12 protein-coding genes are annotated in these 15,410 nt (G+C 67.1%); all 12 read right to left on the reverse strand.

Annotated elements, in window-relative coordinates; genetic code table 11:
* Positions 1-7 precede the first annotated feature (7 nt).
* From nuoN to AC0B44_RS16520, 12 genes are read right to left on the reverse strand one after another with little or no spacing between them, the layout of a single operon-like run.
* Positions 8-1,603 carry an NADH-quinone oxidoreductase subunit NuoN gene (gene nuoN, locus AC0B44_RS16465; RefSeq protein WP_471903905.1) on the reverse strand — a complete coding sequence of 532 codons (1,596 nt, stop codon included), beginning with the start codon at positions 1,601-1,603 and terminating at the stop codon, positions 8-10.
* Positions 1,600-3,279 carry an NADH-quinone oxidoreductase subunit M gene (locus tag AC0B44_RS16470; RefSeq protein WP_471903906.1) on the reverse strand — a complete coding sequence of 560 codons (1,680 nt, stop codon included), beginning with the start codon at positions 3,277-3,279 and terminating at the stop codon, positions 1,600-1,602. The genes nuoN and AC0B44_RS16470 overlap by 4 nt, the downstream gene beginning before the upstream one ends.
* A 16-nt stretch (positions 3,280-3,295) precedes the next feature.
* Positions 3,296-5,188 (reverse strand): NADH-quinone oxidoreductase subunit L, encoded by a 1,893-nt coding sequence (nuoL, locus tag AC0B44_RS16475; protein WP_471903907.1) that lies wholly within the window; start codon positions 5,186-5,188, stop codon positions 3,296-3,298.
* Between the two features lie 60 nt (positions 5,189-5,248).
* On the reverse strand, positions 5,249-5,548 hold the full coding sequence (gene nuoK / locus AC0B44_RS16480; protein WP_471903908.1) for an NADH-quinone oxidoreductase subunit NuoK: 300 nt from the start codon (positions 5,546-5,548) through the stop codon (positions 5,249-5,251).
* Positions 5,545-6,366, reverse strand: a complete 822-nt coding sequence (locus tag AC0B44_RS16485) for an NADH-quinone oxidoreductase subunit J (protein ID WP_471903909.1) — start codon at positions 6,364-6,366, stop codon at positions 5,545-5,547. The genes nuoK and AC0B44_RS16485 overlap by 4 nt, the downstream gene beginning before the upstream one ends.
* Entirely contained in the window at positions 6,363-6,941 is a 579-nt protein-coding gene (gene nuoI / locus AC0B44_RS16490; RefSeq protein WP_471903910.1) for an NADH-quinone oxidoreductase subunit NuoI, read from the reverse strand. The genes AC0B44_RS16485 and nuoI overlap by 4 nt, the downstream gene beginning before the upstream one ends.
* Entirely contained in the window at positions 6,934-8,268 is a 1,335-nt protein-coding gene (gene nuoH, locus AC0B44_RS16495; RefSeq protein WP_471903911.1) for an NADH-quinone oxidoreductase subunit NuoH, read from the reverse strand. The genes nuoI and nuoH overlap by 8 nt, the downstream gene beginning before the upstream one ends.
* Positions 8,265-10,718: an NADH-quinone oxidoreductase subunit G gene (locus AC0B44_RS16500; protein WP_471903912.1), complete on the reverse strand. Its 2,454-nt coding sequence runs from the start codon at positions 10,716-10,718 to the stop codon at positions 8,265-8,267. The genes nuoH and AC0B44_RS16500 overlap by 4 nt, the downstream gene beginning before the upstream one ends.
* Positions 10,715-12,844, reverse strand: a complete 2,130-nt coding sequence (gene nuoF / locus AC0B44_RS16505) for an NADH-quinone oxidoreductase subunit NuoF (RefSeq protein WP_471903913.1) — start codon at positions 12,842-12,844, stop codon at positions 10,715-10,717. The genes AC0B44_RS16500 and nuoF overlap by 4 nt, the downstream gene beginning before the upstream one ends.
* Positions 12,841-14,163 (reverse strand): NADH dehydrogenase (quinone) subunit D, encoded by a 1,323-nt coding sequence (nuoD, locus tag AC0B44_RS16510; protein WP_471903914.1) that lies wholly within the window; start codon positions 14,161-14,163, stop codon positions 12,841-12,843. Before nuoD ends, nuoF begins: the two co-directional genes overlap by 4 nt.
* A complete protein-coding gene (locus tag AC0B44_RS16515; RefSeq protein ID WP_471903915.1) occupies positions 14,163-14,858 on the reverse strand; it encodes an NADH-quinone oxidoreductase subunit C in 696 nt (231 codons plus the stop codon). Before AC0B44_RS16515 ends, nuoD begins: the two co-directional genes overlap by 1 nt.
* Positions 14,855-15,409 (reverse strand): NuoB/complex I 20 kDa subunit family protein, encoded by a 555-nt coding sequence (locus AC0B44_RS16520; RefSeq protein ID WP_471903916.1) that lies wholly within the window; start codon positions 15,407-15,409, stop codon positions 14,855-14,857. The genes AC0B44_RS16515 and AC0B44_RS16520 overlap by 4 nt, the downstream gene beginning before the upstream one ends.
* Between the last annotated feature and the right edge of the window lies 1 nt (position 15,410).

The raw sequence follows: 15,410 nt of genomic DNA on the forward strand, positions 1-15,410 counted from the left end.
AGGTGCGCTACCGCAGGAACCCGACCGCCTGTGCGGTGAGGTTCAGCATCGGCGACGGCATGATGCCGAGCAGCACGGTCGTCACTGCGGAGAACGCAACCACCGCGCCCGTGTAAGCGCTGGCCGTCGCGAGTTGCGGCGGGTCGTCGGGTGGATCGCGGAAGAACATCAGCACGATCACCCGGATGTAGAAGTACGCGGCGATGGCACTGGCCAGCACACCGACGATCACCAACGGCACCGCATCACCCGCGACCGCAGCGCCGAACACCGCGAACTTGGCGATGAAACCACTGGTGAGCGGGATCCCGGCGAGCGAGAGCAGGAACAGCGCGAAGACGGCCCCCAGTGCGGGGTACCGCCTGCCCAGCCCGGCCCAGCGCGACAACTCCCAGGCCTCGCCGTCCGGATCGCGGACCAGCATGACGACCCCGAACACGCCAACCGCGCCCACCGCGTACGCGAAGAGATAGAACAGGGTGGACGCCACCCCCACCGCGTTCGCGGCAGTGACACCGGTGAGGACGAATCCCGTGTGGCTGACAGCGGAGTACGCGAGCATGCGCTTGACGTCGGTCTGGGTCACCGCCAGCACCGCGCCGAGAAGCATCGTCGCGATCGCGACGGCCCACAGGATGGGGCGCCAGTCGTCGCGCAGACCGGGCAGCGCGACGTAGAGCACGCGCATCAGTGCACCGAATGCCGCGATCTTCGTCGCTGCCGCCATGAAGGCGGTGATCGGCGTGGGCGCGCCCTGGTAGACGTCCGGCGTCCACGAATGGAACGGCACCGCACCGATTTTGAATAGCAGGCCTACGGAGAGCAGGCCCACGCCGATGAGGGCTATTGTCTCGTTTCCGGCTCCCGCCGCGACCGCGTCGGCGATCTCCGGCAACTGCAACGTGCCTGCGTATCCGTACAGGAGCGCGATCCCGTATACGAAGAACGCCGAGGAGAAAGCACCGAGCAGGAAGTATTTGAGTGCCGCCTCCTGGGAGAGGAGTCGACGGCGGCGGGCGAGTCCGCACAACAGGTACAGCGGCAGCGACAGGACTTCGAGCGCAACGAACATGGTGAGCAGGTCGCCGGCGGCGGGGAACAGCATCATGCCCCCGACGGCGAACAGCGCCAGGGGAAACACTTCGGTGCGGGTGACGCCCGCCGCGGTCGCCTCCCGTTCGGCGGCGCTGCCGGGCAGTGCGGCGGCCTGGGGCGCGAACGCGTCGGTGTACACGGTGGTTTGTGCCGACGCGGCTACCGGGATGGTGGTGACGCTGCGTTCGGCGATGAGCGCGATGGACAGCAGCGATACCACCAGGATGGAGGCCTGCAGGAACAGGGTTGCGCCGTCCATCACGACCGCCCCACCCGCCGTCAGCCCCCGGGTGCGTTTCACCACCACCGCAACCAACGCGAGGATCAGCCCTCCGAAGCTGAGAACCAGGTGTGCGGCGTACCGCGCGCGGGACGGAAGGAACGCCTCGACGAGCACTCCGAGGACTGCGGCCCCGAACACGACGAGCATCGGCATGAGCATGCCGTAGTCGATGTCGGGTGCCGGCAACGACTGTGCGAGTACGGCTCCGCCGTCGAGAGGTGTCACTCGTGGGCCCCTTCCTCGGTGCCGCTGTCCGAACCGGGTTCGGCCACCGGGCTTTCCGCCGGAACTGTCGGTTCGGGTTGATCCAGATCGATCGACACCAGCGTGGCGTCGACGGCCGGCGTGATCACGTCGAGCACCGGCTGTGGGTAGAGGCCCAGGAACAGGAGCAACGCGATCAGTGGTGCCACGACGACCACTTCACGGGGCAGCAGGTCGGTCACACCGGAGCCGCGCGGTTCGGCGGACGTGTCGCTGCGGACGGGACCGCCCATCATCCGCTGATAGAGCCACAGGATGTAGAGCGCCGACAGCACGAGCGCCACCGTCGCGATCACGGCGGCAGCCTGGTAACGAGGGTAGGTACCGACGAAGACCAGGAACTCGCTCACGAACGGTGCCAGGCCGGGGAGCGAGAGCGTCGCCAGGCCGGCGACGAGGAAGGTGCCGGCCAGGACCGGTGCCACCTTCTGCACCCCACCGTAAGCGGCGATCGCGCGGGAACCTCTGCGCGACACCAGGAATCCGGCGATGAGGAACAGAGCGGCGGTCGAGATGCCGTGGTTGACCATGTAGAGCGTCGAACCGGTCTGTCCCTGGGAGGTCATCGCGAAGATGCCGAGAACGATGAAACCGAAGTGCGAGATCGAGGTGTAGGCGATCAGGCGCATGAGGTCCGACTGTCCGATGGCGAGCATCGCGCCGTACACGATGCCGATGACCGCGAGTGTGACCACCAGAGGCGCGAAATACACCGAGGCTTCGGGGAACAACTGCAGGCAGTACCGCAGCATGCCGAAGGTTCCGACCTTGTCGACGACCGCCATCATGAGTACGGCGGCGACGGGCGTGGTCTGTACCGCGGCGTCGGGCAGCCAGGCGTGCAGCGGCCACAACGGTGCCTTCACGGCGAATGCGAACATGAAGCCGAGGAACAGCGCGTTGAGCACCGCGGGCGCGGCACCGAGTTCCCCTGCCGCCGCAGCGTCGGTGATCACCCGGATGTCGAAGGTGCCCAGTCCCGGTTCGATTCCCAGTTCCGCCTTGGCGGTCACCACGTAGAGACCGACCATCGCGGCGAGCATGACGAGACCGCCGAGCAGGTTGTAGAGCAGGAACTTCACGGCCGCGCGCGACCGCGCGGCGCGGTCGCTTCCCCGGCCGCCGAAACCCGCAATGAGAAAGTACATCGGGATGAGCATGGCCTCGAAGAACACGTAGAACAGCAGGACGTCGAGGGTGCTGAACGAGACGAGCACCATCGCCTCGACGAGCAGTATCAACGCGACGTAGGTGTGCGCCGAACGGGGGCGTGAGGGTTCCGCGTCGCCGTCCGCATCGCGGTCGTCGGTGGCACGGCCGTCGTGCCATCCGGCGAGCATGAGCAGCGGTACCAGGGCTGCCGTGAGCAGGATGAGCACGAGCGCGATGCCGTCGACTCCGAGCCGGTAGGCGGACCCGAACGACGGTATCCAGGGCTGGGATTCGACGAACTGATACCTGTCGCCGGACGGGTCGAACCCGACGGCCACAACGATGCCGACGAGCAGCACGGCGACAGCCGTCCCGAGTCCGAGCACTCTTGCGCCAGCCGACATCCGGGCGGGCAGAGCGAAGACGAGCACTGCGCCGATCAGCGGAAGGACCCACAGGATCGTCAGCCAGGGCACGGTGGTCACGAATGCCTCACCCCCATCACATTCTCACCAGCATCAGGGCGCCGACGATGATCGTCGCGCCGGCGAACATGTAGAGGGCGTAGGAGCGGACGAAGCCGGTCTGCAGCAGTCGCAGCCCGCGCGACAGTGCCCCGACGGCCACTGCCGTTCCGGTGACCGCGCCGTCGATCCCGCGGCTCTCGACCTGCTCGAGTCCGGCGACCGCGACCCGGCCGGGTTTCATGAAGACGTTCTCGTTCACGGTGTCGCCGTAGAGATCGCGGCGCGCAGCAGTCGTGAACGACGACACGTCGGCGGGCGCGGACTCCGCTACCGGTTGCGTCGCGTACTGCCGGTACGCCGCTGCGACAGCCAAAGCGACCACAGCGAGGGTGAGCACCGTGACGAGCCATACGGGCAGTCCGCCACCGTGGTGTGCGACCCCCACCACGGGCTCGAGCCAGTGTTCGAGGCTTCCCCCCGCCACCAGGGCGCCGCCCGCACCGACCGATCCGACGGCGAGCACGATCATCGGCCACGTCATGATCGGGGGCGCTTCGTGCGGTTCGGCGTCCGTCTCCCATCGGCGTTCCCCGAAGAACGTCATGATCATCACGCGGGTCATGTAGAAGGCGGTCAAGCCCGCGCCGAGCAGCGCCGCGATGCCGAGTACCGCGCCGAGTACCCCGCCTTCGGCGAACGCGACTTCGATGATCTTGTCCTTGGAGAAGAAACCGGAGAACGGTGGCACGCCGATGATCGCGAGGTAACCGAGGCCGAACGTGACGAAGGTGATCGGCATGACCGTGCGCAGTGCACCGAACCGCCGCATGTCGGTCTCGTCGTTCATCGCGTGCATCACCGAGCCCGCGCCGAGGAACAATCCGGCCTTGAAGAACCCGTGCGTGAGCAGGTGCAGTATCGCGAAGGCGCACCCGGCGGGCCCGAGTCCGGCGGCGAGCACCATGTACCCGATCTGGCTCATCGTGGAGGCGGCGAGCGCTTTCTTGATGTCGTCCTTCGCGCAACCGATGATCGCGCCGAACAACAGCGTGGCGGCACCGACGATCACCACGACCGCGCGGGCGGCGGGTGCGGCCTCGAAGATCGCGTTCGCTCGAACGATGAGGTACACGCCGGCGGTCACCATCGTCGCCGCGTGGATGAGCGCGGACACCGGAGTGGGGCCTTCCATCGCGTCTCCGAGCCACGACTGCAACGGCAACTGCGCCGATTTCGCGCACGCGGCGAGCAACAACATCAGGCCCAGCGCCGTGGCGATTCCTTCGCTCGCGTCGGGTACGGCTGCGAACACCGCGTCGTAGTCGAGGGTGCCGAAGGTGGCGAACATGATCATGAGGGCGATGAGCAGTCCGATGTCGCCCACACGGTTGACCACGAACGCCTTCTTCGCGGCGGTCGCGGCCGACGGCTTGTACTGCCAGAACCCGATGAGCAGATACGACGCGAGACCGACCCCTTCCCAGCCGAGGTACAGGACGAGGAAGTTGTCGGCGAGGACGAGGACCAGCATCGCCGCGAGGAACAGGTTGAGGTAGGCGAAGAATTTGCGCCGCTCGGGATCGTGGGACATGTATCCGACCGAGTAGAGGTGGATCAATGTCCCCACGCCGGTGATGAGAAGCACGAAACACACCGACAACTGGTCGATTCGCAGGCCCATGTCGACCTGGAGTTGCCCGACGGAAATCCACTCGAACAGGGTCTGCCGCGAGTCGCGGGCGTCGGCGTCCGCGCCGAGCATTTCGGCGAACACCGCGGCACCGAGCACGAACGACGCCAGTGCGGTGCCGCATCCGAGCAGGTGACCCCACCGATTACTGCGCCGGCCCGCGAGGAGCAGGACGACAGCACCGAACAGGGGAATCGCGGGAATCAACCAGAGTGCCGAGGACGGGAACGAGTTCATGTCGTGTCTCCTCTCGGCGCGTCGTGGTTCGTCACTCTCACCGTCCTTTTGGGGCGACCGTCAGTACTTGAGCAGATCGGCGTTGTCGACCGAAGCGGAGCGACGCGTCCGGAAGATCGTGACGATGATCGCGAGGCCCACCACTACCTCGGCCGCGGCGACCACCATCGTGAAGAAAGCAAAGACCTGACCGTGGAGATTTCCGTGCATCCTGGCGAACGTGACCAACGCGAGGTTCGCTGCGTTCAACATGAGTTCGATGCACATGAAGACGACGATCGCGTTGCGCCGCAGCAGGACTCCGGAAGCGCCGATGGTGAACAGCAACGCCGACAGGTACAGGTAGTTCTCGGGGTTCACCGCGTCTCCCCCTCGTCGCGGGGTCTGCCGGTCTCCCCCTCGTCCACCGGACCGCGGACACCGAGATCGTCCGGCCCCCAGTCGCGTCCGATCCGGCGCAGCAGCGGACCGACCGAGCTTTCCGCGAACGAACCGTCGGGAAGCAGGGCGGGGACGTCGGCCGCGTTGTGCCGGGCGTAGACACCCGGCCCGGGCAGCGGTGTCACCCGGCCACCCGTCCGGAACCGCTCCTCGGAGAGTTCACGTTGGGTCCGTCGCGGACGGAGCCGTTCCCGGTGAGCGAGCACCATGGCCCCGAGAGTCGCGGTGATCAGCAGCGCCCCGGTCAGTTCGAAGGCCCACACGTAGTCCAGGAACAGCAGTACGGAGAGTTCTTCGACGTTGCTCGACGCGTCGGCGGCGTCGAAACCGACGAACCCTGTCACCGCGGCGTTTCCGAGGCCGCCGATCAGCAGCACTCCGAATCCCACTCCCACCGCGATCGCGAGCACCCTTTGCGCGCGCAGGGTTTCGACGAGGGAATCGGACGAGTCGATGCCCACCAGCATGAGCACGAACAGGAACAGCATCATGACGGCGCCGGTGTACACGACGATCTGCACGACCCCGAGGAACAACGCGCCCTGGGCGATGTACAGCACGGCGAGGACCACCATGGTCATGGCGAGGAACACCGCCGAATACACGGCTTTGGCGGCTCCGACCACGCCGAGCGCACCGATGACAGCGACGGTCGCAAGGATCCAGAACTGCACTCCTTCGCCGGTCGAGGTCCGGGTGAGTTCCTGGGCGAGCAGCACCGTCTCCGTCGCACTCATGAGGGTTGCCCGTCGTTCGGTGCCGCCGGATCGGCCGCCTCGGGTGGTGCCGCCGAATCGGTGTCGTCGGCCGGCGAGACGGCGCCGGTGTAGTAGTCCTCGGCGGTGGTCCCCGGTGCCATCGGATGCGGTGGAGGCTGCATGCCCTCTTCCATCGGCGCGAGAAGGCGGTCCTTGTCGTAGATGAGGTCGGTGCGGTTGTCGTCGACCATCTCGTAGTCGTTCGTCATCGTCAGCGCGCGGGTGGGGCACGCTTCGATGCACAGCCCGCACCCGATACAGCGCAGGTAGTTGATCTGGTAGACGCGGCCGAATCGTTCACCCGGAGAGAATCGTTCGTCCTCGGTGTTGTCGGCGCCCTCGACGTAGATCGCGTCGGCGGGGCACGCCCACGCACACAGTTCGCACCCGATACATTTTTCGAGTCCGTCCGGGTAGCGATTGAGTTGGTGGCGGCCGTGGAAGCGCTCCGCGGTCGGGTTCTTCTCCTCCGGGTAGAACTCGGTGTTGGGCTTCTTGAACATGGTCGAGAAGGTCACGCCGAAACCCGCGAGGGGGCCGAGGAACTCAGACATTGCTCTCCTCCTGCTGTGCGGCCGGTGCGCTTTCGGGCAGTGGGGTGTGCGCTCGACCGGGTAGCGGCGGCACCGGGAATCCTCCGGCCGCCGGATCGTGCGGATCGTCCGTCTCGGGTGTGCCGGTGTCCGGGCCGCTGCGCGGGTCGGCGAGGCGGCGCCATCGATATCCGAGGTAGCCGAGCGAGATCGCCGAGACCGCGAGTCCGGCGACGACGAGCGACGCGGTGGCAGGCAGTCGTCCCTGGTCGGCGAGCAGGACGATGACCGCCACGACCATGACCCACACCACGGCGATCGGGATGAGCACCTTCCATCCCAGTGCCATGAACTGGTCGTAGCGCAACCGGGGCAGTGTGGCCCGTAGCCACACGAAGACGAACAGCACCATCCAGATCTTCACGACGAACCACAACAGCGGCCACCATCCGGTGTTGGCTCCGTCCCAGATGCTGAGCGGCCAGGGCGCGCGCCAACCGCCGAGGAACAACGTGGTGGCCAGCGCCGACACGGTGGTCATGTTGACGTATTCGGCGAGCATGAACATCGCGAACCGCAGCGACGAGTACTCGGTGTGGAACCCGCCGACGAGTTCGCCCTCCGCTTCGGGAAGATCGAACGGCGCCCGGTTGGTCTCACCGACCATCGACACGCAATAGATCAGGAACGCCGGGAGCAGGAGCAGCACGTACCAGGTCCCGGTCTGCCCCGCGACGATCCCGGACGTCGACATGGTGCCGGCCAGCAGGAACACCGAGGCGAAACACAACCCCATCGCGATTTCGTACGAAATGACCTGGGCCGTCGAACGCAGACCGCCGAGCAGTGGGTACGTCGATCCCGACGCCCACCCCGCGAGCACGATGCCGTACACGCCGATCGAGGTGACGGCGAGGATGTAGAGCACCGCGACCGGCAGGTCGGTCAACTGCAGCGGGGTGCGTTCCCCGAACACCGAGACCACAGGGCCGAACGGGATGACCGCGAACGCCATGAGCGCCGGGGCGGTCGCGATCACCGGGGCCAGCAGGTAGAGCGGTTTGTCCACGCCGCTGGGCGTGATCCCTTCCTTCAGGCCGAGTTTGATGCCGTCCGCGACGGTCTGCAGCAACCCTTTGGGGCCGACCCGGTCGGGCCCGACCCGCATCTGCATCCACGCCATGATCTTGCGCTCGACCAGGATGAGCACGAGGGTCGTGAGCACCAGGAAGGCGAAAACGAGCACGGCCTTGACGATCACGAGCCACCACGGGTCGATCCCGAACATCGACAGGTCGACCTCACGAGCCGTGGGAACGGCCGCTGCTTCGGACACCGTGACGATCATCGGGGCACCTCCGAATCCGCATGTGCCGCGCAGATGCCCACCACGTCGCCGGCAGTGGCGGCGAGGTGTTCGTGGACGCCCGCGCCCGGCGACGCCATCGGGAGCCACACCACACGTTCGGGCAGCGCGTCGATCACGAGGGGCAGCGTGATCTCCCCGCGGTCGGTGAACACCGTGACCGATTCGCCGCCGCGGACGCCGATCTCGGCGGCCGTCGACGCCGCCAGTCGCACGACGGGTGCTCGCGCCGTCCCGGCGAGGTTGGGCTCACCGTCCTGGAGGCGTCCAGCGTCGAGCAACAGACGCCAGGTCGCCAGGACCGCTTCACCGGGACCGGGTCGCGCGCGATCGGAGGCGACGACGGTAGGAAGTGGTGCTTCCGGTGCCGGACGCTCACCGAGTCGTTCGAGTTCCGTTCGGGCCGAGTCGGTGTCGGACGCGCCGAGATCGACGTCCATGGCATCGGCGATCGCGTGCAGGACACGCTGGTCGGGCATGGCGTCGGAGTCGCGCAGGGCTGTGCCGAAGGGTCGTGCCCGGCCTTCCCAGTCGACGAACGTGCCGGACTTCTCGGCCACGGGTGCAACGGGAAACACCACGTCGGCGCGGTCGGTGACCTCGCTGCGCCGCAGTTCGAGACTGACGACGAAAGGCGCCGCGACAAGTGCGGTCCGCGCCACCTCCGGGTCGGGTAGGTCGGCCACCTCGACGCCCGCGACGACGAGAGCACCGAGGTTCCCTGCCGCGGCGGCCTCGAGGATCGTTGCGGTGTCGCGGCCGGGCACCTCCGGGAGCGCGTCCCCGGAGTCCAGGTTCCACATTTCGGCGACCTGGCGTCGGGCCTCCGTGTCGGTGACGGGACGACCGCCGGGAAGCAGTGTCGGGAAGGCGCCCGCGTCGAGTGCTCCGCGTTCTCCGGCGCGCCGGGGAATCCACGCCAGGCGTGCGCCTGTCGCGTCCGCGAGTCGGGCGGCAGCAGTGAGTCCGCCGGGGGCAGCGGCGACTCGCTCACCGGCCATGATGACGGCTCCGTCGCGGCGCAGAAGGTCGGCGTCGACGCCGTCGATGTCCCCCGCGCGCAAGGCGTCGAGCAGGTCGGCTTCCGTTCCGGGCACACACGCGAGCACGCTCGCGTTCAGTTTCTCGGTGCCCGCACCGGCGTAGGGCGCGACCGCCCAGACCGCGGTGCTCCCCTTCCGGACGGCCTTGCGCAACCGGAGGAACACGATGGGCGATTCCTCTTCGGGTTCGAAACCCACCAGCAGGACGATCGGCGCCTTCTCCAGATCGCGGTAGGTGACGCCGATGCCGCGTCCGGCGACCCGTGTCGTGAGGAACTCCGTTTCCTCCTCCGAGTGGTCACGGGTCCGGAAGTCGATGTCGTTGGTGCCCAACGCCACCCGGGCGAACTTCGCGTACGTGTACGCGTCCTCCCTGGTGAGCCGCCCGCCGACCAGTACCCCGGCCGACCCGCGTGCGGCGGTCAGGCCGCGCGCCGCCACGGCCAGCGCCATGGGCCACGACGCCGGGACGAGTTCACCGGAGTTGTCGCGAACCAGTGGTCCGGTGATCCGGTCCGGTTCGGTGGCGTAGGTGAACGCCCATCGGCCTTTGTCGCAGTTCCATTCCTCGTTGACCTCCGGGTCGTCGCCGGCGAGGCGCCTGAGCACCACGCCGCGACGGTGGTCGGTGCGCTGCGCACACCCACTGGCGCAGTGTTCGCACACGCTCGGACTGGACACGAGATCGAACGGCCTCGCCCGGAACCGGTAGGCCGCCCCGGTCAGTGCACCGACCGGGCAGATCTGCACGGTGTTCCCGGAGAAGTACGACTCGAACGGTTCCTCCGGATAGATGCCGACCTGTTGCCGGGCACCGCGTTCGAGCATGTCGACGAACGGATCTCCGGCGATCTGTTCGGAGAAGCGGGTGCATCGCGCGCACAGGACGCAGCGTTCGCGGTCGAGCAGCACCTGCGACGAGATCGCGATCGGTTTGGGATAGGTGCGTTTCTCCTCGAGGTAGCGGGATTCCGCGCGGCCGTTGCTCAGTGCCTGGTTCTGCAGCGGGCACTCACCGCCCTTGTCGCACACCGGGCAGTCCAGCGGATGATTGATGAGCAGCAGTTCCATCACTCCGCGCTGCGCTTTGTCCGCCACCTCCGAGGTGGCCTGGGTGCGCACGACCATGCCGTCCGTGACGACCGTGGTGCACGACGCGAGCGGTTTGCGTTGCCCTTCGACGTCCACCAGGCACTGGCGGCACGCCCCCACCGGATCGAGCAGTGGGTGGTCACAGAATCGAGGTATCTGCACGCCGACGAGTTCTGCGGCACGAATGACCAATGTGCCTTTGTCGACGCGGATTTCGGTGTCGTCGATGGTGACGGTCACCTGCTCGGGCGCCACCGGTGTGGCGCCGTCGGGGTCCGTGTCCGGGGCTGTGGTCATCGGTTCTCCTCGCGTGCTGCGCCGGCGGCGAGCGTGGCGCTGTGCGGATCGAAGGGGCAGCGACCCTGTTCCACGTGTGCGCGGTATTCGTCGCGGAAGTACGCGATCGACGAGGTGATCGGGCTCGTCGCACCGTCGCCGAGAGCGCAGAACGCACGGCCGAGGATGTTGTCGGAGATGTCGAGCAGGGTGGCGAGGTCCTCTTCGGTACCGCGGCCCGCCTCGAGCCGCTCCAGAATCTGCACGAGCCACCACGTTCCTTCGCGGCAGGGTGTGCATTTCCCGCACGACTCGTGCTCGTAGAACTCGCTCCACCGCAGTACGGTGCGCACGACGCAGGTGGTCTCGTCGAAGATCTGCAGAGCACGGGTGCCGAGCATCGATCCGGCGGCGGCCACGCTTTCGTAGTCGAGCGGGGTGTCGAGGTGCTCGGCGGTGAAGATCGGCGTGGACGACCCTCCGGGAGTCCAGAACTTCAACTCGTGCCCCGCGCGGACACCGCCCGCGTGCTCGAGGAGTTCCCGCAGCGTGATCCCGAGCGGCGCCTCGTACTGGCCTGGCGTGGTGACGTGCCCTGAAAGGGAGAACAGCGCGAAACCCGGCGACTTCTCGGTCCCCATCGACCGGTACCACTCGACGCCGTTGCGGATGATCGGCGGCACGTTCGCGATGGACTCGACGTTGTTGACCACGGTCGGGCACGCATACAAGCCCGCGACTGCGGGAAAGGGCGGGCGCAGTCGCGGTTGTCCACGACGTCCTTCGAGCGAGTCGAGCAGCGCCGTCTCCTCCCCGCAGATGTAGGCTCCGGCGCCGGCGTGCACGACGAGTTCGAGGTCGTATCCGGAGCCGAGGATGTCGCGTCCGAGGTATCCGGCTGCGTACGCCTCGGCAACGGCGGCCTGCAACCGTCTCAGCACGGGAACGGCCTCGCCGCGCAGGTAGACGAACGCGTGCCGCGCGCGGATCGCGTAGGCCGCGATGATCGCGCCTTCCACCAGTGCGTGCGGGGTGGCGAACAGGAACGGGATGTCCTTGCAGGTGCCGGGCTCGGATTCGTCGGCGTTGACGACGAGATAGTGGGGCTTGTCGTCACCCTGCGGGATGAACGACCACTTGGTGCCGGTGGAGAAGCCCGCACCGCCGCGGCCGCGCAGACCGGCATCCTTGACCACCGACACCACGTCGTCGGGGTCCATGCCCAATGCGATCGGCAGTGCCTCGTATCCGTGATGACGACGATAGGTGTCGAGGGTCCATGCCTCGTCTTCGTCCCAGTGGCCGGTGAGCACGGGAGTCAGTGCGGTCCCGACGTTTCCGATGTCGCCCTCGCCGTCGCGGGGCGGCGGGGGCGCGGTCATGTCGTGCTCTCGGGCGATGCGCAGCCCCGCCAGCGAGGCGTCGCCGGCGCTGCCGCCGCCTCGGAGCACGTCGGGGCGTTCGTCGGGGAAGCCGGCGAGCAGTCGCGAGGTGTCGCAGAAGGTGGTGAGGGGGGCGCCTCGGGTGGGCAGCGGGGGGCGCCCGTCGCGGAGGTTGTCGACGAGTTCGACCCCCGACTCGACGGTTTGGTTGTCGAACAGTTCCCAGTTGACGGTCATCACCGGCGCGAAGTCGCATGCAGCGTTGCACTCGATGTGTTCGAGGGTGATGGCGCCGTCGGGGGTGGTGTCGCCGTTGTCGACGCCGAGATGCTCCCGCACGGCCTCGAAGATTTCGTCGCCGCCCATGACGGCGCACAGGGTGTTCGTGCACACCCCGACGTGGTAGGTCCCGGTGGGCTTGCGACGGTACATCGTGTAGAAGGTGGCGACCGCCGCGACCTCTGCGCCCGACAGTCCCAGTTGCTCGGCGCAGAATTCGATCCCGGCGGGCGTCATGTAGCTGTCCTCGGCCTGGACCAGGTGCAACAGAGGAAGCAGAGCGGACCGGCCGTGCGGGTAGCGGCCGATGATCTCGGCGGCATCCGCCTCGAGCCGGGCGCGCACGTCGTCGGGATAGCTACGGCGTGCGCCCGGGCGCACGATCGCGGCGTCTTCCTCCGGTCGCGGTCCGAGCTGAATGAAGACCGGTTCCTGTCCTCCGGTCGGAACGGGTGTGTCGCCTTCGTGGACGTATTCGGTGCTCATCGGTCCACCCCGCCCATGACCGGATCGATGCTCGCGAGCGAGGCGATGACGTCGGACACCATGCCGCCCTCACACATCGCGGCCACCGCCTGGAGGTTCGTGAACGACGGATCGCGGTAGTGCACCCGGTAGGGCCGGGTGCCGCCGTCGCTGATCATGTGGACCCCCAGTTCACCGCGTGGCGATTCGACCGAGACGTACACCTGCCCGGCGGGCACGCGCAGTCCTTCGGTGACGAGCTTGAAGTGGTGGATCAGTCCCTCCATGGAGGTGCCCATGATCCGGCGGATGTGCTCCGGGGAGTTGCCGAGACCGTCGCTACCCCGGGTCAGTTGGGAGGGCCACGCAATCTTCTTGTCCTCCACCATCACCGGGCCGGGACGAAGCCGGTCGAGGCACTGTTCGACGATCTTCAGCGACTCCTTCATCTCGCCGATGCGGATGCGGTATCTGCCGTAACAGTCGCTGCCGGTGTCGGTGACGGCGTCGAACTCGTAGTTTTCGTATCCACAGTACGGTTGCGCCTTTCGCAGGTCGTGGGGCAGTCCCGTCGAGCGCAGGATCGGGCCGGTGACGCCCAGCGCCATGCAGCCGGTCAGATCGAGGTAACCGATGCCGCGGGTGCGCGAGATGAAGATCGGATTATCGTCGAGCAGCATTTCCATGTCGCGGATGCGGGAGGGAAGGACCGCCAAGAGGTCCCGAATCCCAGGAATCGCTTCGGGCGGGAGGTCCTGGACCAGCCCACCGGGCCGGATGTATCCGTGGTTCATACGCAGCCCGGTGATGGTTTCGAAGACATCGAGGATCAATTCACGCTCGCGGAATCCGAACAACATGGGAGTGGTGGCGCCGAGTTCCATACCGCCGGTCGCGAGCGCGACCAGATGCGAGGAGATCCGGTTGAGTTCCATCAGGAGCACCCGGATGACATCGGCGCGTTCGGGAACGAGATGGGTGATGTCGAGGAGTTTCTCGACCCCCAAGCAGTACGCCGCCTCGTTGAAGAACGGTGCGAGGTAGTCCATCCGGGTGACGAAGGTGACGCCCTGCGTCCAGTTGCGGTATTCGAGATTCTTCTCGATGCCGGTGTGCAGGTAACCGATGCTGCACCGCGCTTCGGTGACGGTTTCGCCGTCGATCTCCAGGACCAGACGCAGGACACCGTGCGTGGACGGATGCTGAGGACCCATGTTGACCACGATGTGGTCTTCGCCCGCCGCCGCGGCCGCCGTGACGACCTCGTCCCAGTCCTGGCCGGAGGTGGTGAGGACGGTCTCGTCGCGCGCGTCACCGGTCGTTGCTGTTCTGTCGCTCATCAGCTGTACGACCTCCGTTCGTCCGGAGGCGCGATGGTGGCGCCCTTGTATTCCACCGGGATGCCGCCGAGGGGATAGTCCTTGCGCTGGGGATGGCCCCGCCAGTCGTCGGGCATCTCGATGCGCGTCAGTGCGGGGTGGCCGTCGAAGCGAATGCCGAAGAAGTCGTACGTTTCGCGCTCGTGCCAGTCGTTGGTCGGATAGATGTCGTAGAGCGACGGGATGTGCGGATCATCCTCGGGGGCGGCGACTTCGAGCCGCAATCGCCGATTGTGGGTGATGGACATCAGGGCGTAGACCGCGTGCAGTTCCCGGCCGGTCTCTTCCGGGTAGTGCACGCCGCTCACTCCCAGGCACAACTCGAAACGCAGGGCGGGATCGTTGCGCAGTTCGAGCGCGACGCGAGGCAGGTGTTGCCGGCGCACGTGGATCGTCATTTCGTCGCGGAAGACGACGATCTTCTCGACCGCGTCGGCGAAACCTGCCCCTTCGGAATCGCCGAGGACATCTTCGAGTGCGTCGGCCACGTCGTCGAAATAGCTGCCGTACGGGCGCGGTGAACTGCCGGGGAGGCTGATGCGCCGTACGAGGCGGCCGTATCCGGATGTGTCGCCGCTGTCGCGGGCGCCGAACATGCCGCGCCGGACGTCGATCTGTTCGCGACCGGTGTTGTCGGGGAAACGATCGGGGGTCATCGGCGGGGAACCGTCAGTTCGATGAGCGGGCGAGCCGAGAGGGCCGCCTCTTCCGCGGCACGCACAGCTTCTGCCCGGTTGGCGCCCAAAGGCATTCGCCCGATCTTCTCGTGCAGCGCAAGGATCGCGTTGATCAGCATTTCGGGGCGCGGGGGGCACCCCGGCAGGTAGATGTCCACCGGCACCACATGGTCGACGCCCTGGACGATCGCGTAGTTGTTGAACATGCCTCCGGAGGAGGCGCACACCCCCATCGCCAGCACCCACTTCGGTTCGACCATCTGGTCGTACACCTGGCGCAACGCCGGTGCCATCTTCTGACTGACCCGTCCCGCGACGATCATGACGTCGGCCTGTCTGGGAGAGGCGCGGAACGCTTCCATCCCGAATCGGGCCAGGTCGTAGCGTCCACCGGCGGTCGACATCATCTCGATCGCGCAGCACGCGAGACCGAAGGACGCCGGCCACAGCGAACCCTTGCGCGCGAATCCCGCGAGAGCCTCCACCGTGCTCAGCAGAAATCCGCTCGGCACCTTTTCTTCGAGACCCATG

This window comes from Rhodococcus sp. NPDC019050 (genome assembly GCF_055664235.1).